This is a genomic window from Faecalimicrobium dakarense, from assembly GCF_000499525.1.
GTDB lineage: Bacteria > Bacillota > Clostridia > Peptostreptococcales > Peptostreptococcaceae > Faecalimicrobium > Faecalimicrobium dakarense.
In genome coordinates this window covers 1-22,144 of record NZ_HG529270.1, presented here as the reverse complement: position 1 = coordinate 22,144, position 22,144 = coordinate 1, and the positions used below count along the sequence as shown (strand labels likewise).

Annotated in this window: 20 protein-coding genes; 3 read left to right on the top strand and 17 right to left on the bottom strand. The window is 28.2% G+C overall.

Annotated features, from left to right (window positions below; translation table 11 throughout):
* Positions 1 to 53: 53 nt before the first annotated feature.
* The 3 genes from BN899_RS04610 to BN899_RS04600 all read right to left on the bottom strand — a co-directional run bounded on the left by BN899_RS04610 (position 54) and on the right by BN899_RS04600 (position 3,908).
* Entirely contained in the window at positions 54 to 1,964 is a 1,911-nt protein-coding gene (locus tag BN899_RS04610; RefSeq protein WP_042273342.1) for a beta-glucoside-specific PTS transporter subunit IIABC, read from the bottom strand.
* 94 nt (positions 1,965 to 2,058) lie between these two features.
* Positions 2,059 to 2,901, bottom strand: a complete 843-nt coding sequence (licT, locus tag BN899_RS04605) for a BglG family transcription antiterminator LicT (RefSeq protein WP_330362446.1) — start codon at positions 2,899 to 2,901, stop codon at positions 2,059 to 2,061.
* 350 nt (positions 2,902 to 3,251) lie between these two features.
* Positions 3,252 to 3,908 carry a pentapeptide repeat-containing protein gene (locus tag BN899_RS04600; RefSeq protein ID WP_042273339.1) on the bottom strand — a complete coding sequence of 219 codons (657 nt, stop codon included), beginning with the start codon at positions 3,906 to 3,908 and terminating at the stop codon, positions 3,252 to 3,254.
* 175 nt (positions 3,909 to 4,083) lie between these two features.
* Here BN899_RS04600 and BN899_RS04595 point away from each other — a divergent pair, with 175 nt between their 5' ends.
* Positions 4,084 to 4,521: a hypothetical protein gene (locus BN899_RS04595; protein ID WP_042273338.1), complete on the top strand. Its 438-nt coding sequence runs from the start codon at positions 4,084 to 4,086 to the stop codon at positions 4,519 to 4,521.
* A 113-nt stretch (positions 4,522 to 4,634) separates the two neighbouring features.
* Here BN899_RS04595 and BN899_RS20940 read toward each other — a convergent pair whose 3' ends face one another.
* The 9 genes from BN899_RS20940 to hypB form a co-directional block, all read right to left on the bottom strand.
* Entirely contained in the window at positions 4,635 to 4,946 is a 312-nt protein-coding gene (locus tag BN899_RS20940) for a MarR family winged helix-turn-helix transcriptional regulator (RefSeq protein ID WP_081712158.1), read from the bottom strand.
* Complete coding sequence (locus tag BN899_RS18935; protein WP_154658880.1) at positions 4,901 to 5,047, bottom strand: hypothetical protein; 147 nt, start codon at positions 5,045 to 5,047, stop codon at positions 4,901 to 4,903. Before BN899_RS18935 ends, BN899_RS20940 begins: the two co-directional genes overlap by 46 nt.
* 20 nt (positions 5,048 to 5,067) lie before the next feature.
* Complete coding sequence (locus BN899_RS04585) at positions 5,068 to 5,628, bottom strand: hypothetical protein (protein ID WP_042273335.1); 561 nt, start codon at positions 5,626 to 5,628, stop codon at positions 5,068 to 5,070.
* A gap of 140 nt (positions 5,629 to 5,768) precedes the next feature.
* Positions 5,769 to 6,071, bottom strand: a complete 303-nt coding sequence (locus BN899_RS04580) for a type II toxin-antitoxin system HicB family antitoxin (protein WP_052356607.1) — start codon at positions 6,069 to 6,071, stop codon at positions 5,769 to 5,771.
* A gap of 439 nt (positions 6,072 to 6,510) precedes the next feature.
* Positions 6,511 to 8,910 (bottom strand): ATP-binding protein, encoded by a 2,400-nt coding sequence (locus BN899_RS04575; protein WP_052356605.1) that lies wholly within the window; start codon positions 8,908 to 8,910, stop codon positions 6,511 to 6,513.
* 255 nt (positions 8,911 to 9,165) lie between these two features.
* Positions 9,166 to 9,516: a hydrogenase maturation nickel metallochaperone HypA/HybF gene (locus tag BN899_RS04570; protein WP_330362445.1), complete on the bottom strand. Its 351-nt coding sequence runs from the start codon at positions 9,514 to 9,516 to the stop codon at positions 9,166 to 9,168.
* A gap of 17 nt (positions 9,517 to 9,533) precedes the next feature.
* Positions 9,534 to 10,469 (bottom strand): DUF5692 family protein, encoded by a 936-nt coding sequence (locus BN899_RS04565; RefSeq protein ID WP_042273333.1) that lies wholly within the window; start codon positions 10,467 to 10,469, stop codon positions 9,534 to 9,536.
* 25 nt (positions 10,470 to 10,494) lie between these two features.
* Positions 10,495 to 13,179: an FAD-dependent oxidoreductase gene (locus tag BN899_RS04560; protein WP_042273332.1), complete on the bottom strand. Its 2,685-nt coding sequence runs from the start codon at positions 13,177 to 13,179 to the stop codon at positions 10,495 to 10,497.
* 32 nt (positions 13,180 to 13,211) lie between these two features.
* On the bottom strand, positions 13,212 to 13,880 hold the full coding sequence (hypB, locus tag BN899_RS04555) for a hydrogenase nickel incorporation protein HypB (RefSeq protein ID WP_042273331.1): 669 nt from the start codon (positions 13,878 to 13,880) through the stop codon (positions 13,212 to 13,214).
* A gap of 252 nt (positions 13,881 to 14,132) precedes the next feature.
* On the opposite strand from hypB, the gene BN899_RS04550 reads away from it, so the two are divergent.
* Positions 14,133 to 14,756, top strand: coding sequence for a TetR/AcrR family transcriptional regulator (locus tag BN899_RS04550; RefSeq protein WP_147568496.1), 624 nt, complete (start codon positions 14,133 to 14,135; stop codon positions 14,754 to 14,756).
* A 297-nt stretch (positions 14,757 to 15,053) separates the two neighbouring features.
* Positions 15,054 to 15,977, top strand: coding sequence for a DUF5692 family protein (locus BN899_RS04545; protein ID WP_042273328.1), 924 nt, complete (start codon positions 15,054 to 15,056; stop codon positions 15,975 to 15,977).
* A gap of 171 nt (positions 15,978 to 16,148) precedes the next feature.
* Here BN899_RS04545 and BN899_RS18930 read toward each other — a convergent pair whose 3' ends face one another.
* From BN899_RS18930 to BN899_RS19195, 5 genes are all read right to left on the bottom strand, one after another.
* Positions 16,149 to 16,256 (bottom strand): MetS family NSS transporter small subunit, encoded by a 108-nt coding sequence (locus BN899_RS18930; protein ID WP_147568495.1) that lies wholly within the window; start codon positions 16,254 to 16,256, stop codon positions 16,149 to 16,151.
* The gene (locus tag BN899_RS04540) at positions 16,257 to 17,765 is read right to left on the bottom strand and encodes a sodium-dependent transporter (protein ID WP_042273327.1); all 1,509 of its coding nucleotides are present in this window, start codon (positions 17,763 to 17,765) and stop codon (positions 16,257 to 16,259) included. It lies immediately after the preceding gene.
* 1,327 nt (positions 17,766 to 19,092) lie between these two features.
* Positions 19,093 to 19,473, bottom strand: a complete 381-nt coding sequence (locus tag BN899_RS04535) for a DUF1540 domain-containing protein (RefSeq protein ID WP_052356603.1) — start codon at positions 19,471 to 19,473, stop codon at positions 19,093 to 19,095.
* 216 nt (positions 19,474 to 19,689) lie between these two features.
* On the bottom strand, positions 19,690 to 21,699 hold the full coding sequence (locus BN899_RS04530) for a cell wall-binding repeat-containing protein (RefSeq protein ID WP_052356601.1): 2,010 nt from the start codon (positions 21,697 to 21,699) through the stop codon (positions 19,690 to 19,692).
* 247 nt (positions 21,700 to 21,946) lie between these two features.
* Positions 21,947 to 22,144: cell wall-binding repeat-containing protein (locus tag BN899_RS19195; RefSeq protein WP_042273326.1), on the bottom strand; the 198-nt coding region annotated here is incomplete at its 5' end.

The window sequence follows — 22,144 nt, the reverse complement described above, 5'->3', positions numbered from 1 at the left end:
TTATTGAAGATAAAAGTAATTACATACTTTTATCTTCAAATATGAATTTTTATTTAAGCTAAAACTGTTATTAATTCTTGATTATTATTTATAGATTTGCTCATTTTTTCTACTACATCTACATAGTCTAAATAGTTTGTAACAACTACTGGAGTGTCTAAAGAATATCCTTCTTTTAATATATTTTCTATATCAAAGGTAATTAGAGTTTGACCTTTTTTGATTTTGTCACCTTGGCTTACAAAAGTCTCAAAATATTTTCCATCTAATTGAACTGTATTTAATCCTATGTGAACTAATAATTCACATCCATTTTCAGATACTATTCCAATAGCGTGTTTTGTAGGGAATAAAGTCATTACTGTTCCATCAAATGGTGCAACTACTTTTCCTTCCTTAGGTACTATTGCAACTCCTTTACCTAATACTCCTGATGAAAATGCTGCATCTTCTATTTGTTCTAAAGGCTTTACATCACCTTTTATTGGGCTGTATATCACTTCTCTTTGAGTTTTTTTATCATTATTTTGTGTATTATTTGCTTTAACATCTTCTGCTACAGTATCATCTTTCCAGAATAATAATGTTAATAAAAATCCTACTACCATTGATACTGCTATACATACAAGTGAGACAATAGCTCCACTAGAGTCTCCTGTTGCTGTATTTATATAGTTAGCAACACCAAATATTCCAAATCCACCCATAGTGTAACTTTGAACTTCCATAAGACCCATTACAGCTCCACCTGCTGCTCCACCTATACAACTAAGTATAAATGGTTTTTTTCTAGGTAAAGTTATTCCATATATTGCTGGTTCTGTAATCCCACACATACCTGATACAAATGCTGGAATACACAACGCTTTAGCTTTCTTATCTTTTAATTTAAAATACATCGCCCCTACTACTGCTGTTTGAGCAAAAGATGCTCCAAACATACCTGCAAGTATTGGATCAGAACCCGTTGTCATCATATTTACCATAGCTATTGGTATTAATCCCCAATGTAGACCAAATATAACTAGACATTGCCATAATAAACCTAGTAATATACCACATACTATTGGTGAAAATTTAAATAATCCTAAAAATGCATTTCCAACAAAGTTAGATGCAAATGTTGCTATTGGACCTATAACTATAAATCCAAGTGGTAAAGACACTAGTAAAACTAACATTGGTACAAAGAAATTTTTTACTACATCTGGTACAACTTTTGCAAAGAATTTTTCAAACTTAGAAGCTACAAATGCAATTAATATTACTGGAACTACTGTTGAAGTATAATCCATTGCTATTACTGGTAATCCTAAGAATGTCATATATACTGGTGATTCAAAAATCGTACCACTAAATAAAGTGTATAAAGGATCTCCTGCATTTGATAATGTACTTAATTGAATATCTGGATAGCATAAAGCTGCCCCTATAATTAGTCCTAAAAACGGCTTAGCTCCAAACTTCTTAGCTGCTGTATAACCTAATATTACAGGCATAAACTTAAATATTGAATCTCCAATTGAGTTTAACATCATGTATGTGCCGTCAGTCATTGAGTATAATCCAAATGCTATAAAAAGTGCATTAAATCCTTTTATCATACCTGCTGCACACATTACACCTAAAACTGGTTGGAAAACTCCTGATATTAAGTCTATAAACTTATTAAGTAATCCTTTTGGTGAATCAGATTCTTCTTGTGAATCTCCTCCAAGTCCAGCTAAATCACATACAACTGCATAAACATCTGGTACATGATTTCCTATTACTACTTGGTATTGTCCACCACTTTTCATTACAGTTACAACACCATCCATATTTTTTAATACATCATCATTTGCTTTTGATTCATCTTTTAGTTTAAAACGTAGTCTAGTTACACAATGCGCTAAACTATTGATGTTTTCCTTTCCTCCCACATTAGCTATAATGTCTTTTGCTAATTGTTCATACTTTCTCATGTTTTTATCCTCCATTTTCTTTTTGAAATATGAAGGTTTGGCCAACTAAATGTCACCATCCAATATATATAAACCTAATTTTAGGATTTATATCTTACTTAATACTTTTGCTTACTACTCTTTCAACGTGAATAGTTAAATATAATTTTTCTTCATCTGTTAACTTATAGTTGTACTTTTTATTTATAAATTCAGCTACTTTTTCTATGCAATTATATGCATTTTTATATTTGACTTTTATTACATCTAATAAATCATCTTCATTTTCCTCATGTAATTTATTGCTAAGAAATCTTTGGGCAAAATACTTTAGATGTGTAATAAATCTATAGTAATATACTGATTCCTCATCAAATGTTACTCCATAATGGTACTTAACAACATTTGTGATATCTTGCATTATTTGTGTTATTTCATAAATAATTTTTATATCCTGATCCATTTGTGCATTTACAATATGTAGTGCTATAAATCCAGCTTCATCTTCTGGTAGTCTTACTTCAAATTTTTCTTCTATATAATCTAAAGCTAATAATCCTATTTCAAATTCTTTTTTATAAAATCTTTTTATATCCCAAAGTAGGGCATTTTTTACATTTACTCCTTCACGAGATCTTTCTATTGCTGTGTGCATGTGATCAGTTAAAGAAATATAAATACTATCATTTAATCTTTTTCCTAGTTCTTTCTTTGCATGTAGAATTATTCCATCTGATAACTTCATATACTCTAAAGGAATTTCAGCTATTAATTCTTTAAACTTGTCTGACATATTTGGGTCAGATAGTTTAAATACCTTATCTATCATATCCTTCGGAATATGATCTCCTGTACGCTTTTTAAAAGCTATACCTCTTCCCATAACTACTATTTCTTTATTATTTTCGTCAGTTGTAATAACTACATTGTTATTAAGTATTTTTTCAATAACCATCATTATTCCTCATTTCTTAATATTAACTATAATCCGTATTTATTCTATCACAATATGATTTGTTGCATTAAAAAAAACCTATTCATTACACATTAAACAGACTCCCATGAGCCCTGGGTAATAAATAGGTTTAGCTTGTACTTAAACAATCACTATCCGTTTACATTCAGTTTTTTATCCTGTTCTTTCTTATATAGTATCAAATTTATTTTTTCATGTCAACGTTTTCTCATTTTTATTTTGCAATTTTCAACTAAAAAAAAACTCATATCCTTTCGATATGAGTTTTTCGTAGATTCCAATGGTTAAGACAAACCACAGTAATAATATCAATGATTATATTTTAATATAAATTATAATAGACCTTCAGATTTATAAACTTCTAAATTTTTTATTATATAACTTAATGTACAAAATTCCTTATCTATTCTTTCTCCAATTAACATCAATCCATCTATTAATTGCTTTTCTTTAAAGTTTTCTAAAAGTATCATTATACTTACAAAGTTAATGCCACCATCTTTAGTATCTAAAGTTCTTGATTTTTTAACGTACTTATTTTCCATTGCAAATTTTATTGCATTTTCTAGTCTTTCACTCATATCTATAACAGGCATTTCCTTAAATACTTTTATCTGAGGTGAATTTATATCAAGGTTCTTAGCTTTAGTTATATCTGTATTTAAAAATATTACGTTTTTAAACTTAGCACCAGAAAAATCTACTTCTTCTAAATTAACTCCTTCAAATATAGTATTTTCAAGTTTTGCATTTTTAAATTTACTTCTTTTCAGGTTCGCCCCTATTATTTCTGCTGATTTGAATGTACACCCGTAAAAGTTACAAGACTTAAAGTGCGCTCCTCTTAAACTTGTAAAATTAAAGTTTGAATTTGAAAAATCAGTGTTATAGCAGTTACTTCTTCTTAAGTCTTGATACATAAAGTTTTTGTCCATTTTTTTTGCTTTATTGTATTTTAATCCGATCTCTATCTTTGGCTTATTATTCATTCTTCCTCCATAGTTTAAAAGCTCATATACTCAGAAGTATAAGAGCTTGATATTAATTATTTCTAATGTTAACACATAACCTAAGTCATAACAAGCTTATTATATATTTATAATGATGATAAAATGCTATAATTTTGATATAATATCATTAAATTAAACTTAGGAGATTTGTAAAATGAACGATGAATTTAACAATAAAGATAATTCTAGTAAGTATGCATGGAATGATTCTATGATTTTAGATAAAATACAGGAGATTTTAGAAGGCAAAAACATAGATGATTTAGAATTTACTGAAGAAGAGCTAAAGCATTTAAAGGCTCAATTAAATGAAAGTATTTCTTTAGAAGAAATAAACCAATCTGCATATATAGTTGCTCAAAATATTGATGAATTAAAAGTTTTACCCCAGGATGATATAAAAGACTATATATTAAGATTAAAAAACTATTTAAATGATACTACTCTAAAGTGTATTAGAGCTGAATTTAAAGGTATCGAATTTGAAGTATATCAAGATTCATCTGTGGAAGATGTATTTAAGGACTACTATTCTAAATATGATGAGATATATGGAATATCTCAGATGCTTTCAGATCTAGGATTAAAATAATTTTGAAGATGAAGAAGAGTCTGAAATGAGATTATTTTTATTTATTTTATTACTTTACAGTTACACATAAAAAAACAAAGTAAGTAAATAATATTTAATAAAATATTATTTACTTAGATATTATTACAAAGCTTTTGGAGTAAACTAATTAAATATTCAGACTCTTCACTACTAAAATTTTTAGTTATTTTTTCATACCATCTATCCTGATATTTGTTAAGTGATTTAAGAATAGATAGACCTTCCTCTGTAATACATAAATCAAAAAATCTATTATCATTATTTCCTTTTACTTTTATAATATAATTCAAGCTTTCAAGCTTTTTTATATTTCGAGTAATGATTGCATTATCTACATTTAATGCTTCAGCTATATCCTTTAAATTGCAACTTTTATTTTTTCTATTACTATCATACAACGCCACATGTTAAGAGTTAATTTATATTCTTGTAACTTTAAATCAAGATGTTTTATAAAGTCTCTGTTTAAATCTGATAAATATTTACCTAGTATTTTATATGACAATCAAATTCCTCTTTTCTAACTTAATCTATTTTTTGATAAATTATAGGATCAACAAATCCAAATGTTATTTTACCATTTTTTCTAAATACTTCACTCACATACATTTTACCACTTTCTATCTTTTCTTTTAAAGTAAATTCTGTTTCAGCAGTAAAATGACTTATACTTTCACCTTCATATACACCATTATTTTCTTTATATACCATAGGTGTAAACTTAGAAGAAGTTTTAAGTTCTTTATAGTCCATAATTAAATTTTCATTATCATTTCTAAAGTCTTCTTTTGAAATATTATTTGGAATTTCATAAGAAGTTAACACGATATCATTATTCTCATTAAGTGTAAATAAGAATAGATGAGGAAGAATGTTTTTAAATTTTCCTTGTTCATAATAACTTTCTTCTATAACAAAATATCCATCAAAATTATCAGGCAAGTTAGTTATTTTACTATTACAAATACCATTTATATGCTTTGCTTTAGGGTGAACTTGATGTCCTGATTCTAACTCTTGTTTTATTTGATCTTCATTATTAAAAACCCCACATAATTCATTTATAAATATTTCTAATTTGTTCATGAAAGTCACTCCTTTAATATTTGATAGTGTCAATTATATCTATAATAATTGACACTGTCAAGTATTCTCCTTATAAAATCTATAATCATATTTTAACCCCAGCATATAAATATTTATTCTTCGATGTTGTTTTTTAATTTTTAATCATCGTAGAATGTAAATTCTGATAAGTCTATATCTTCCGTATTATATGATATATAAAAAGCTTTCTCCTGTTCTTTCAAACTTATATCAGAAAGCTCACTCATCTTTGGTAGTTCATAAACTTTCATATTAACGGTTACAAGCTCTAATACCTCTTTTGCCATAAAAAGGCCTTCTTTTTCTGACCTGGCACAACTTATACACTCTGGTATATCAGGAAATTCTATGGCTATTCCATATTCTTTCTCATGTTTATCATATTCCTCATAATTAAAAACAGCATAATATCCTATTTTCATAACTTCCTCCTATATAAAAATATATTTCGTATCCCTTTAGTATTTAAATAAATAAGATAGTTTAAAATGGTCATAAAAATTTGTCTAGATTTTACAAATAAGATAACATTAATGATAAAAATGAGCAATACTTGTTGTCTCAATGGTTATTTTTTGCACCTAGATGGATATATATCAGTACAATCTGACTAAATTTCAAGGCTTTGAAATGTTCATTATCATCTATTATCATTATCATAAACATGTATTTATTTCCCCATTTATGATTTATTTTTATCTCAATAGTATAATACTATCCTAATAATATTATCAATTCAGTATCTGATAACTAAAAAAAGTATTGATAAAAGCATCAATACTTTTTCGTGGATTCCAATGGGAAGACGATTCACAACAATCATACCCACAATTTTACCTTTACTATATAATTTCTTAATTTTTACATACTATATATATCTGAAAACTCTATATCACATCGTTCTACATGTTTACATTTTCTATCAACATCATATTCATTATCATTATCTTCTTCTTTTAGCTTAATCGGAATACTAAATATAAATTCTGAGCCTTCATTAACTTCACTATTTGCATGTATTTCCCCTCCATGCATTTCTACTAAGTTTTTCACTAGTGATAGTCCAATGCCACTACCTTCACATTTTCTATTAAACGAACTATCTACTTGTCCAAATCTATCAAATATAATATCTAATTTATCCTTTGATATCCCTACTCCGCTGTCTTTTACAGAAACTATTATTTCATCTTGTGTAGAGTTAATTTTAACTTTTATAAAACCATTCTCTTGTGTATATTTTATCGCATTAGATAAAATATTTAACATTATTCTTTCTATTTTATCTGGATCACAGTATGTAATAACTTCTTCTTTATTTGTATCAAATATAAGATTTATTTTATTATTTTTTGTATAATCTGCTACAGATAGAGTTATATCTTCAATAATATTTATAATATTTTGATTAGAACATCTAAGCTCATACATTCCTATATCCATTTTACTTATATCTATTAGATTATTTACTAACCTTAATAATCTGTATGAGTTTTGTTTTATGTAGTTAGTATGTTTCTTTAAGCTATTTATTTGTATATTATTTTTTTCTATATTTTTGTTAATCACTTGCATAGTACCTAATATAATATTTATTGGAGTTCTAAATTCATGAGATATATTTGAAAAGAATTCATTTTTTACAACCTCTAGCTGGACTGCTTCTTCTAATGTTCTTTTTTCTTTTTCTATTTCTAACTTTCTTGTAATATCTCTTGCTGTTGCTACATATACTTCTTCATCAACTATATACTCACCACTCCATTCAAGAAAAATATAGTTTCCATTCTTATGCCTATATCGAATAATATCTCTAGCAGTTTTACCTTCTATATACTCTGATTGCTTTCTGCTCCTAAAGATTTCTAAGTCTTTAGGATGAATAATATCTACAACTAGCATTGATAATAATTCTTCTTCTGTCCATCCTAAAACATTACACCAATTACAACTTAGTTTTTTAAAATATCCATCCTTTCCTACTACAGCTATTAAATCAACTGAAACATTTAAATACCGTTCTAGCTCTTTTTCTGTATATTTACGTTTTTTATTTTCAATAGATACCTCATTTGAAAGTCTGATATTTTTAATCATCATGGCTATTTTATTACATACATATTTCATATACTCATCGCTATTAAATTTAGGAGCATTGCCATTGCTATAGCTTAAACCTATAAATCCAATAAGCTCATTATTTAACTCCATTACATAATTACCAGCATAATCTAATCTATCCATACGGTTATTATTTGTTCTTGCTAAATTAGGCATTTTAGCTTTTTTAAACATACAATTAAAATATCTTCTATATATATGTGAATATAAATCATTTTTTTTAAATGAAATAAATTCTATATTTTTAAAATTTATATTAGCATTTTTTAATTTTATAACAGGTACTAATCCTTCTTTATCACTATCATAAAGTAATATAGAAAGACCATCTGCTTTTGTATAATCAAGTATATGTTCTCCAATATTTTTTAATATTTTATTTAAATCCACATTCTTTTTACTATTTTCATTAAAGTCATTTTCAATTGTTACTTTATTATAGTTTTTATATAACTCTTCTGATATGGCTTTTGATAGATCAATATTTTTAGATGTTGCTACAATATATTTAGGCCTTTCATTTTCATCAAATATTGGAGCTTTGTAGCTTTTATACCAATGAATAATATCATCATATAATAATTTTTCATTAAATATCTTTGGGCTTTTATTCTTAAATACTTCTCTATCATTTTTTTCAAATTCCTTATAAATATCATAATGCCAATTATCACTATTATAACTTCCAATAATATCTTCTCTTTTTTTGCCTAGTAAATTAGTAAGAACCTTATTTGCATATAAATACTTTCCAGAATCATCTACAACAAATGCACAAGTATCAATATTATCTAAAAGATCCTCTAACATTTCCATCGTATATTGTTTTGACTGTACTTCTTTACCTATAATAAAAATACTTTTATCATTATTAAAATCTTCTATGATTATATTTGAATTGATTTTGACTAGTTCATTTGACTTTGAATAAAACTCTAAAGTTTCGTTTTTTTCCCCAGATTCTTTTACTATATTATTAATATTATTATTTTCGCTTATTATTTTAACTATATTTAAATTTAATATTTCCTCGTGATTATAGTTTAATCGCTTTAAAAAGCTTTCATTACAAAAAATTATTTCCCCCGTACAATTTAATACTATTATATAGTCACTAATTTTATTATATATAGATAACATTTTTATTCCCTTCTTACCAACTTATAAATGATTTATTTTAGCCCCTTTTTATTACATATTTTATCATAATATTACCGTATATTGTATATATTTTTATTATTCTCGCTATTGTTATTTAATCAATCTATTACTAAAAAAATACAAAAAAGGATATTGATTAATCAATATCCTTTTCGTGGATTTCAATATTGACTTTATATCTTCCTATTAAAAAATGTAGTTACTAAGTTTTTATACTTAATAACTACATTTTATTTAATAGGCTACTATTTCCTTAATTATAAACTCTTTTCCACTGAGTAAATCCCACCTTTTACTGCTACAATGAATACATTGCCCATTATTTTCTTTTACATTAAATACTTTATTGCAACTTTTACACATACCATTTGCAGGTATAACTTCTATTTTCAGCTTCGTGTCTTGCAAACTTGTATTATCTACTGCTACTGGAAAACAGCTTTTTATATATTTAGGTATCATAGAAGATAACTCTCCTATCTGTAATACCACGCTATCTATTTTTGTTAAATTATTTTCTAACGCTACTTTTTCCACTGTTTTTACAACTTCTATAACTACCCCTAGCTCGTGCACTATTTTCACCTACTCCTGTTTTACATCTACTTATTTTCAGCAAGCACATTTCTATAAGCATTAGTATCTGTGTAAATTTCATCTTTTATTAGATTAAGTTTATTTTTTCTTATTTTACTAAATTGATAAATCGCTAAAGCTGCATTTGCAATTAAAGATATTAAACTTACTACAAAGAACGCTGTCTTGTTATGCGTTGTGGCAACTGGCGCTATTCTATCAGCAAATTGAGGCACAGTCATAACAAACATAATCCAAAGAGCCAATGTTTGAGCACGATGTTGTAACCATGCTCCTCTTTTTATAAAGAAAGTTGGTATAGTACATGAAAGTAATAAAGCTGCACCACAATAAATTGAATGATCTGATATACAGTTATAAGTATAAGCAAAGTTCCATACATCATAAGCTATAATCCATGTCCATATCATATCTGGCCATATCATATCCTTTGTCTTATCTTTCGATATAAATATTCCATAACAACCACAAATTGTAATTATATTTAATATTCCTGCTATACCATTCATAATATTCCAAGGTCCAGATATTGTCCAAAGATTATCTACAACTCCACCATCAGTTAACCCATAAGTAAAAATTTGGAAGTCCCTAATAGATGCTTCAAATATATTTAATGCTAAAATCACTGCTGGAAGAATTAATGCCCATTTTTTCTTTTGTAATGATGGAATATATCTAAGAGCCATAAACCAAATACACCCAGCCAGTGCTGAATAAGTTTTCACCCAGTTAAACCAAGTTCCCGTTCCATATTCATTGCCTGGTGCTGCTGTAGTTGGCCAGACATAAATAGTTAAAAATGTAGGTACTATTAAAAATAATAATATACCTGCCCATTTTGTTGATCTTCCAAATTCATTGAATGCCATCAATGCAAGTAATACAAATAGGAAAATTCCCCATCCTTCAAAGGTCATTTTTTCATATAAAATTCCCATAATGCACCTCGTATCTATTATATTTTTATTTTACAAATACATCCTTAACTTTCTTTGTTATTATTCTACCTTTTCGTCTTATAATTGTTTTAACTACTGCTGGTTTCATATCTTCATAAGCTAAACCTTCTGCATCATATTTTCTTACTAATGATATGGCATCAAACTTACATTTTGTGGTACATTGACCACAACCTACGCACATATATTCATCTACAATAGTAGCTCCACAACCTAAACATCTTTCTGTCTCTTTTTTCATTTGTTTTTCTGTAAAAGTAAGACGCATATCTTTGAAAGATTCTTTTGTCTCTACATCAGATTTATGATTTGGTTTTTGTCTTGGCATATTGTCATATCCTTCTAATTGCAAGCTTTCCTTATCAAATTCATGATAATCTCTTCTGTCACGTCCATTTACTAAACTTTGTCCTGGTTGAACAAAACGATGAATTGATATAGCTCCTTGTTTACCTGCTGCTATGGCATCTATGGCAAATCTAGGACCAGTATATGAATCTCCTCCAGTAAATATATCTGACTCATTTGTTTGATAAGTAAATCCATCAGCTTTTATTGTATTGTTAGGATTTAACTCTACCTTACTTCCTTTAAGTAAATTACCCCAGTCAATACTTTGACCAACTGAAATTAAAACGTAATCAGCATCTACCACTTTTACATCATTTTCATCAAACGTTGGAGAGAATTTTCCATTTTCATCAAATACAGAAATACATTTTTTAAATTCTACGCCTATTACTTTTTCATTTTCTACAATTATTCTCTTAGGTCCCCAAGAGTTGTTTATTACTATTTCTTCTTCTAAAGCTTCTTTTATTTCTTCTTCTAAAGCAGGCATTTGTTCACGATTTTCCAAACAGAACATATCTACACTATCTGCACCTACTCTCGTTGCATTTCTTGCCACATCTATAGCAACATTACCTCCACCAATAACTACTACTTTTCCACTTAGTTTTATATCTTTTCCTAAATTGACATCACGTACAAATTCTATTCCTGAGATAACACCTTTTGCATTTTCACCTTCTATATTCAATCTTCTACCAGCCTGTGCACCGATTGCCAAATAGAAAGCTTTATACCCCTCTTTTCTTAATTCATCTAAAGTAATATCATTACCTACATCTATACCTGTTTTAAACTCAACTCCCATTTGTCTTAGTATTTCTATTTCAGCATTAACTACTTCTTTTTCCAATCTGAAAGAAGGAATTCCTAAAGTTAGCATACCACCAAGAGCTTTTTGTTTTTCAAACACTGTTACCTTGTATCCATCTATTGATAAATAATAAGCACATGAAAGTCCAGCAGGTCCACCACCTATTATGGCAATCTTCTTACCATAATTATGTCTCTTTTTAGGAATGAATCGATGCTCTTCTTTTAAATCTTGTTCAGCTATAAACTTTTTGATTTCATCTATGGCAATTGGTGAATCTATATCTCCTCTTGTACATGCTGATTCACACTTTCTAGGACAAATACGACCACATATAGCTGGGAATGGATTTTCTTGTTTTATAAGTTGTAAAGCTTCTTTGTATCTCCCTTGTGATGCAAGTTTAATATATCCTTGAACAGCTATATGAGCAGGGCATGCAGTCTTACATGGACTTGTTCCACTTTCTACCACGTCTTCTCTATTAGTTCTATAATCTTCATTCCATTTATCTGGTCCCCAATTAGTATTTCTTGGTGTCTCTTTTCTTTCTATTTTATCTACAATAGGTTTATTGGAACATAGTTTTTGTCCTAGTTTCAAAGCATTAGTTGGGCAATTTACTACACATTCACCACAAGCAACACACTTATCTTTATCTACTTTAGATACATAATTAGAACGTACCATGTCTGTATTTGCAAACATATTTCCACCCTTTAGCGCTAAACAAGAACATCCACAGCAATTGCATATGGCATGAGTTTTTCCTGAACCATCTAAGTTTGGTATTTGGTGCATTAACCCATTTTCTTCAGCTCTTTTTATTATTTCAAAAGCCTCTTCTCTAGTTATTTCTCTACCTCTTCCTGTTCTTATGTAGTACTCAGCTGCATGGCCTAATTGAATACACATATCCTCTTTTAAATGACCACATCCTTCTCCCATACTTTCTCTTGCTGTACGACATGAACAATCTGATACAGAGAATTTATCACTATCATTTAGATATTTTGATATTTCCTCATATGAGGCTCTTCTTGTTTCACCATCTATGGCAGTTTCTATTGGAATAACACGCATAAGTCCTACACCTGGAGGAAAACTTCCTGTAGATTTTGGTCCATTTTCCACACCATAATCATGAAATGCCTTAGGAATTTGGGGATATTTTTTAGCCTGCTCCTTATTATTAACCATCATTTCCATAATTCCTGGTACCCAAGTTTCATACCAGAAAGTATCTATACCATCTATTTCATTAACAAAAACTACCCCTATTTCTGATAGTTCTAATAATAACTCTGTGCACCTATCAACACTTTTTCCACATAAAGGTGCCACTTTCTCAGCTGTTGTTTTTTGTCTAATCTTCATACAAAGTAAAACTTCTGCCATTTCATCTGTTACAACTGGCTCTAAAACTCTATAACGTGCATCATTTTCATCAAAGTACCCTCTAGATCCTGGTTTTTTTCCGCTAACTTGATTTGCAAATTGAAGAACCTTTTCTTTAACTCCCATCGTAATCTCCCCCCAAAAAATTTTATATTATATTACTGATTCCATACATTTATTTCTTTTCTTATCCAATTTGCCCATTCATCCATACCTTCGCCAGTTTTGGCTGATATTTCTATAACTTTTATATTTGGATTTAGTTTTTTAATATATTCTTTAACTAAACCTAAATCAAAATCAAAATACTCCATAGCATCAATTTTATTTATTAAAACCACATCCACTATGGAAAACATTAGTGGATATTTGAGAGGCTTATCATGCCCCTCCGGTATACTAAGTATCATAGCGTTTTTTGAAGAACCAGTATCAAATTCTGCTGGACATACTAAATTCCCCACATTTTCTAATATTACAAAGTCTACATCCTCTGTTCCAAGTTCTACTAAACCTTGCTTGGTCATATCTGCATCTAAATGACACATTCCACCTGTATGTAGCTGTATTACTTTTGCTCCTGTTTTTGAAACGGTATTGGCATCAACATCTGAATCTATATCAGCTTCCATAACTCCTATTTTTATTTCATCTTTTAATGCTTCAATAGTTCTTAAAACTGTTGTAGTCTTACCCGAACCTGGAGAAGACATTAAATTTAATAAAAAAGTATTATCTTTCTTTAAATCTGCTCTAAGCAAATCTGCTTGTTTATCATTGTTTTCAAAAACGCTTTCCTTTATCTCAATCACTTTATATTTTTCCATAAAATTCCCCCCTTAATATTTCTAATGGACCATTCGATTTTGCTTAATTTTACATCATCTATTTGTTAATTTTATAACATTTTTATACAGAATTAATTTCACCGAATCTTATTCTGTAATTAAAATATAGCAGTTTTAGCATATTTTGTAAATATATACTTACAGTTTTCATTTATTTTCTTTCACAACTTTTCATTATATATTTGCCTTTTTATGCTATACTAAATAATTATATAATTTACTGTATTAACATTGCAGTGCTATAGAAAGGTATTTGTCATGAAAAAATTAACTAGTAGACAAAAACAAGCTATTGCAACCAAACTTAGAATTACACAAGTAGCCACTGAACTTTTTAAATTAAATGGCTTTGATAGTGTGAAAATTCAAGATATCTGTCAAGTTGCAGAAATTTCAATAGGAGCTTTTTATCATCATTTCAAATCAAAAGCAGAAATAATTAATACAGCTTATGAGCAAGTTGATATTCTGGTAATGGATAGACTTGAAACAAGAAATTTTTGTTCAAACCTTGATAAATTATTATTTTTATTAGGTGAAGGTGCTAATATGATGGAAGAGCTTGGCTGGGTATTTGTAAGTGAAATATATAAAAACTTACTTTCAATAGAAGGAAAGTACTCTACTAAACCTGACCGTTATATAGCACTAGAAGTTAAATCTATTGTGGAAGATTCACTAAAAAATGGTGAATTGAATGGCTCTATTTCTTCATTAGATTTGACTATGATAATTATGAGAATATCTAGAGGTACCATATTTGACTGGTGTCTTCATGAGGGAAGTTATAATCTTAAATCTAGAATGGAATTTGAATTAAACTTAGTTCTTTCTAATTTCAAAACTCAAAACTAGATGGAAAGAGTCGCTAATGAGGCGACTTTTTTAATTTTTATCAAAGTATTATTAATTATAGTATGGCGCATACCACCAAATCTATATTAATACATCAAATTAAAAGATACATAAATTCTCTTACTATTTATCCCCCTATCCTTGAATATTCAAATATTTATCTGAACATGATAAACACTAAAAATTCACACTTTTCAATAAATATCAAATTTTTAACAATATGTTTCGTTTTCTAACTAATAATGCTACAATAATCCTGATTCAATACTTTATATATTTAATTAGGGGGGTAACACTATGTTTTTATTTGAATCACAACCAATTACTAATTGGCTTATGTTATTTTTAATTTTCATTTTATTAATTATATTAAACGAAATTGGACGCCGTTATAAATGGGGTGGGGTTGCACTATTTATAATATTACCAATCATTCTCACATTATTTGTATGGCCTAATACCACTAAGGGTACTAGTGTAAATGACTGGTTCCACTACGCAAAAGTTTATTCTGCTTTAGCAGGATGTATTGGTTTTTGGCTAATGCGTCACTTAAAAGATGCTACTAGTCATAAATGGGTTTTATATTTTCCTCCATTAATTCTTGCAATTAATATTCTCGAGGCTGTTTCTCGTGATTTCCAAATTGGCTCACTAGGCCTTACAAAAGAAGTATTTGAAGGAATAATGTTGTATAGTGGTTCTTGGAACTACTTAAATGGTATTGCAGGTATCTTAAATATAATTACAATCACAGGTTGGGTAGGAATCTGTATTAGTAAAGATAAGAGCAAGGATATGTTATGGCCAGATATGTGCTGGTTCTGGATTATCGCTTATGATCTTTGGAACTTTGCATATACTTATAACTGTTTAGGTGACCATGCTTGGTACTGTGGTATTGCATTACTAATCGCACCAACTGTAACTGCTTTTACACTTAAGAAAGGTGCTTGGTTACAACATCGTGCACAAACACTTGCTCTTTGGTGTATGTTTGCAATGACATACCCTGCATTTATTGATGAATCACAATTTGCTGTTAAATCAACACAAAATCCAACTGCATTATTTATTGTAAGTTTAATTGCACTTCTTGCTAATGTAGCATTATTTGTTTATATGATCTACAAAGTAAGAAAAACAAAAATCAATCCATATAAAGGTGAGCTTTATACAGATTTAAAATGCTATGAAGAAGTAAAAGAATTTGCTGAATAATAAAAAATCAAGCTTTGCAGGAATCTGCAAAGCTTGATTTTCCTTCTATTTAATTTTTATTTATTATATACTTCATAATTATACAAATATTTAAAATCTATATACTCATGAAATTCTATATTTTTGTATATAAATAAAATAAAAAAATACTACTATATCTTAGTATATTACTTAATTTGTTTTTCTCTCATTCTTAATAGTTATAGCTAAAGTTACCATAAATCCACCCCAAAGAATTGTTGCTCCTAATATAAAAAATCCTATTGATACACTTGTCATTTACACTATCTCCTTACTACTTATATTCTCTAACTTACTATTCTTCCAAGGTTTTTTACTAATTAATAATCCACCTATAATTCCAAGGGCTATAACAGCCCAGCCATATAATAATAAAGATATTAAATCATAACCTTCATAAGGACTTTTAAACTCATTTATAAGACTTTGAACTAAGGTTATTGTTAATAAAGTAGGTGTTACATATTTTATAATTATATCCCACCACTTACCGATTTTAAAATAAGATATCTTATTTGTATGTTCTCTTATAACCTTAGGCTTAATTATCCATCCGATAACAAAAGCTTCTAATAATCCAACTACAACTATTCCATAATTATTTATAAAGTTATCCATAATATCTAGTAAATATAAACCTGCATTACTTGCAAATACTATACTTGCAGTAAATCCTATTAAACACATACATGTAACAACTTTTTTACGCTCCCCACCAAACTTATCCATTATAGCTGATGATATTGCTTCTACTAAGGAAACTGATGATGTTATACCTGCAAACACTAGACAAGAAAAAAATAAAACTCCTAATATATTTCCCCATATCCCCATCATTGTAAATACCTTAGGAAAAGCTATAAATGCTAGCCCTATTCCACCTGTAACAACTTCTTCCATAGGTAAACCTTGGCTTGTAGCCATTACTCCAAGTATTGCAAATACTCCTATAGCCGATAAAAACTCAAATCCACAGTTAGCAAATGCAGTCATAAATGCACTGTTATTTATATCAGTCTTATTAGGTAAGTAACTTGAATATGTCATCATTATACCAGTACCTATACTTAATGAGAAAAATACTTGTCCATATGCAACTATCCAAACTTGAGGATTTTTTACCTTATCCCAATCTGGTGTAAATAATGTATTTAACCCAACACTTGCACCTTCTAAAGTAACACCTCTTATAACAATTATTATCATTATTGCTAATAGAGATGGCAATAATATCTTGCTAGTTTTTTCTATCCCTGATTTTATTCCTTTGTAACATATAAACCAATTTATAATCCATATTATCGCAATACCTATTAATATCGGCCAAACTATTCCTTCAAAATTAAGCGGTGAATCTGATAAGTTTAAGAAATCATTATAAAAAAATGAATTAGAATCTTGACCCCAAGCTTTAGTAAAGCTCATAGTCATGTATTTAATTGCCCAACTTAGTATCATTGAGTAATAGCATAATATAACCGACGAACTAATTATCGGCCACCATCCTATCCATTCAAATTTTTTGTTTGCTCTTGCTAAAGAAAGTGGTGTTGAACCTTTAAACTTATGTCCCATTCCGTATTCTAATATTAAAAGTGGTATTCCTGCTGTAAATATGGCACATAAATACGGTATTAAGAATGCGCCTCCTCCATTTGAATATACTACATAAGGAAATCTCCATATATTACCTAAACCTACTGCTGATCCAATTGCAGCAAGTATAAATCCAATTTTAGTTCCCCATTGTTCTCTATCTTCTTGCATTTTATTTCCTCCTAAGTTAAATTTATTCATTTAGCATAACTATTTGGTCAACAGCCTATATAGGTCCATTGCTAAAGTTTTGCTATAATATAAAATAAAAGCCCCATAGTTATATATAGAGCTTTACACCTAGGATATAATTAAAGCCCCATATTAATCTATGAGGCTTATTTTATCAAAAATAATATAATAATAGCCTCATAATAATTCTATGAGGCTTACTTTATGTAAAATAAAAATTAGCCGTCATAGATACAATTATCTAATGTAGCAATTGCATCTATGACAGTAATAAATATAAATTTATATATCAATAAACACAATTGCTAAATTAAGTCGGCTACTAACAAGAGTACTCTATTAAATTGTGATGTTATTGTTGTTTTCGAATTTGTAATTTTCATAATATTTCCTCCATTCTTTAAATTGTTATTTTATTATAATCCTACTATTTTGTTTTTGTCAATATATTTTTTTTGACAAGTAAAAAACTCATATCTGCTATTAGATATGAGTTTTCGTGGATTTCAATGGTGGAGACGATTCACTACAATCATAACCACGATTAACTAATGCTTAAATTATATATTTATTAAAGAATATAATTTGCTACACACACTTGATCCGATAAATCTTCTAAGACCTAATGTAATTGTCTATTCTTCTATTACAATTACTTCTTCTACATCTGTTCTTTCTATTGATAACTCACTTATGGTTTAATTTATCTTGCTCCAATTCATCTAACGTCTCTTTTAGCAAATTATTTACTATACTATTCATAACAGTATTTAATCTATTTTATATTTCCTTATTAACTTTTGCAATTTTATTTCTAATATTATTTAACATTTCTTCACTAATATTCTTTTTAGTATAACTTCTCATTTATTATCATACTTAAATATTCAGCTAATTATTATAGCTACCTACTTAATATCATAATTGTGATTTTGCTTGTTGGGCTATTAAAATATTATATAATTTGATACTATGTTATATAATATTATGATAAATATATTATAAAAAATAACTATATATAAGTAATATTAATACTTATATATAGTTATTTTCGAATTTTATGTATATTAGCTTATGATATATCAAAATTTAGAACTATTTATTTTCTAAATCATTAATTCTTTTTTCTAATTAAATCAGATATAAAAGTAACAACAGATGATAAAATTATAACTTTATCTATACGCAGCTACAAATATGACAACGGACGTACCTTTGTTCAAGATAAACTTATTTAAATAAATTAAATACAAGTATTCAAATACGCTTCCATCAATATTTTTAAGAAGCGTATTTTGTTATAGTATTAAACATGTTCTTCATAATTAAAAGACTCGCAATATGCATTGTCTGCATCTATTTCAACATTTTCTGCATGACATTCTTTATTTTCATTATATATACAATTATGAGCCTCACATTTTATATCGCATGGTTTTGTAGTTGAATCACCTACACTATTTACAAAACTGCTATTAGAACTATTAAAGAATGATTCTTTCTCTTCAGGACTTCCCGCTAGACTATTTACAAGACTGCTACTATCTCTATCTACAAAACTTGTACAACTAGTCCCTTCAATCGATACTGCACCAAGTCCACTTACATGTATGGCACCTGCTTTACAGTCATAATCTAGGTTATGCGCACAATCAGTTGCATTACATTTTAAATTCCCTCTTTGCATTTTATTTTCCTCCTTAATAAATATCTATTTTATTATTTCCAAAATGTAAAATATAATTCGATTTAATGTTTCTAATTTTATGTATTGTACTTTAATTTTTAATAAATTTTAAACACATTAAAAATACTCATATCCAATGGATATGAGTATTCGTGGATTTCAATGGTGGAGACGAATCATAGGAATAATACCCACGATTATAATAGTATATCCAAATTAATTCTTAAACATATTTACTAACTTATTAAATACATTTTCATTTCCATTTCCACCAACTTGAGTTATCTCCTTAGGCTGTTTTTTAGATAAAAAATTTTCTTGCTGATTATTTAAATCATTTCCTACTATAACTACAGGAGAATTCCCTCTAAATGTTAACGTACCTACTGCCAGTGCATCTATTAAATCATCTTGCTTCTTCATTCCATCTTTAACAATGAATATATTCTCTAATTTATCATCTGTATAGAACTTTTCTAATATAACTGCATTAGTCTCATTTCTATCTATTCCACCTAATCTTTCTGGATTTGGGAGTTTATTAGCTATTTCATTTGATATAGCTGCTTTATTTCCTATAACGTAAGATTTTTTTATATTATTCTCTTTTATGTATTGATCAAATAACTTAGTTCCTTCACTTGGTGATGCCAATATTATTGGCATATTTTTATTAGCTGCAATTGGTGCAATACTTACTGCATCAGGAAGTCCTGTTACTCCATTTACAACTGCTATGTTTGATATAGGTCTTATATAATCACTTAGTATTTTAGCTATTTCTAAAGATGTCTCATATCTATCTTTTCCGCTTATTCTCTCTACAGTAATATCCATAGCTTTTAACTCATTTATAACTGAATTTGATACAACACTCTCCCCACCTATTACATAGACATTTTCAGCTCCAAGTCTTGATATTTCTTTTTTAGTTTCACTATTTAATTTGTTTTTTTCTGTTAGAAGTATTGGTGCACTATTAAGATTTGCAAATGGTGTTGCACTAAGTGCATCTACTATTGAATTTGAGTTTACTATTATTACATTTCGTGCTCCCATCCATCCTTCATGCGTTGCCTCTCCAGATTTTTCATTGCTTATTTTTATAGCTGTTTGATATCTATCCTCTCCCACTAATTTATTTGTATGTACAGTAGATTGTGGTTCATTTCCTTCTCTATTTTTCGTGCTATAATACACATGTGACCATTTATCAATTACTTTTTTTATTTTACTCTCATCATAATATATCTTAGTATATGGTCCTTCTTCTGCCTTTATTGTGTATGTATCTCCTTTTTGCTTTATATCTCCGTCTATATACAGTTCTAATGGATTTTTATTTAATTCTGGTGGATTTTCTGTGTTCCAATCATAATCTCTAGTCAAAACTATTGCGTCTTTTTTTGCATCATCTATCTCTAATGTTCCTTTTATTCTTATACTGGTCCCTAAGTCTTTACTTCCCATTGTATATATTGCGTGATTTCCCGGGTTTATTATTTTTACATTCTCTAATTCAATATTTCCGGATTCTGAATGTATTGGTGCAATACTATACCATTTACCATTCATTTCAGTATTGATTATCTTTAGTGTTTTTCCTTTTTCTCCAATATATGTTATTGAGCTATTTTTCATTTTATTTGAATTCACAATTATATTTCCATAACCATATATTGATCCACTATTTACCTTTACATTTTCTAATGTTATATCCCCCCAAAAAAGAACATGTCCATTATTTATTTCACTATTATTTACTATATCTAAACTTATTTCATAATGTTCTACTCTTATCTGTATTTTATTCAATTTTAAATTATCTATTTTCGTATCTGTCTCTACATACATACGTGATGATTCTATAAAATTATTTTCGCGATCTTTAACTGTTCTTATTTCGTTCCCATTTCCTCTTATTTCTTTTCCATTTCCTTTTATATACATAATAGTCCATTCAGGTAAGTCTATGTCATTTTTTATATCTATTATTTTTACATTTTCATTTTCTAATGCTGATATTAGTTCTATTCTATTTGTTACTGCTACTACTTCTGATTTTGTATCATCAGAAGTCTGTGGAACGTGTTCTTCTATGTTTTTTTCTAGTGTAGTTTGGTTTATATTAGGTTCTAATGCGTGTGACAGCGTTGTGATTTGTAGATTAGCTGCTATTACTGCTACCGATAATATAATCCCCCTATTTTTATTGTATTTTTTCATATTACTCTCCCTCTATTTATAATAAATTAAATATAATTAACTTATTGCATACATACTGTTATTATACACAATAAATATTGTTATTTTTTGTATTTTTTTGATTTATTTTATTATTTTTTATCAACAAAATAAAAGAGTACATTGAATATCACTTCAATGTACTCTCTATATACTATTATCCCAATGTCTTTCAATGATGGAAACTAATCATAGAAATAATACCCACAATTATAATAGTACCTCCAGATTATTTCTTAAACATATTCACTAATTTATTGAATGCATTTTCATTTCCATTTCCACCAACCTGAGTTATCTCCTTAGGCTGTTTTTTAGATAATGAACTTGCTTGCTTATCATTTAAATCATTGCCTACTATAACTACTGGAGAATCTACTTTAGATGCTAGCACACCTACTGTCAATGCATCTATTAAATCATCTTG

Coding starts and splice junctions, on each gene's coding strand:
- BN899_RS04610 (WP_042273342.1), bottom strand. CDS start 1,964: ATGAGAAAGTATGAACAATTAGCAAAAGACATTATAGCTAATGTGGGA.
- licT (WP_330362446.1), bottom strand. CDS start 2,901: ATGATGGTTATTGAAAAAATACTTAATAACAATGTAGTTATTACAACT.
- BN899_RS04600 (WP_042273339.1), bottom strand. CDS start 3,908: ATGAATAATAAGCCAAAGATAGAGATCGGATTAAAATACAATAAAGCA.
- BN899_RS04595 (WP_042273338.1), top strand. CDS start 4,084: ATGAACGATGAATTTAACAATAAAGATAATTCTAGTAAGTATGCATGG.
- BN899_RS04585 (WP_042273335.1), bottom strand. CDS start 5,628: ATGAACAAATTAGAAATATTTATAAATGAATTATGTGGGGTTTTTAAT.
- BN899_RS04580 (WP_052356607.1), bottom strand. CDS start 6,071: ATGAAAATAGGATATTATGCTGTTTTTAATTATGAGGAATATGATAAA.
- BN899_RS04575 (WP_052356605.1), bottom strand. CDS start 8,910: ATGTTATCTATATATAATAAAATTAGTGACTATATAATAGTATTAAAT.
- BN899_RS04565 (WP_042273333.1), bottom strand. CDS start 10,469: ATGGGAATTTTATATGAAAAAATGACCTTTGAAGGATGGGGAATTTTC.
- BN899_RS04560 (WP_042273332.1), bottom strand. CDS start 13,179: ATGGGAGTTAAAGAAAAGGTTCTTCAATTTGCAAATCAAGTTAGCGGA.
- hypB (WP_042273331.1), bottom strand. CDS start 13,880: ATGGAAAAATATAAAGTGATTGAGATAAAGGAAAGCGTTTTTGAAAAC.
- BN899_RS04545 (WP_042273328.1), top strand. CDS start 15,054: ATGTTTTTATTTGAATCACAACCAATTACTAATTGGCTTATGTTATTT.
- BN899_RS18930 (WP_147568495.1), bottom strand. CDS start 16,256: ATGACAAGTGTATCAATAGGATTTTTTATATTAGGAGCAACAATTCTT.
- BN899_RS04540 (WP_042273327.1), bottom strand. CDS start 17,765: ATGCAAGAAGATAGAGAACAATGGGGAACTAAAATTGGATTTATACTT.
- BN899_RS04535 (WP_052356603.1), bottom strand. CDS start 19,473: ATGCAAAGAGGGAATTTAAAATGTAATGCAACTGATTGTGCGCATAAC.
- BN899_RS04530 (WP_052356601.1), bottom strand. CDS start 21,699: ATGAAAAAATACAATAAAAATAGGGGGATTATATTATCGGTAGCAGTA.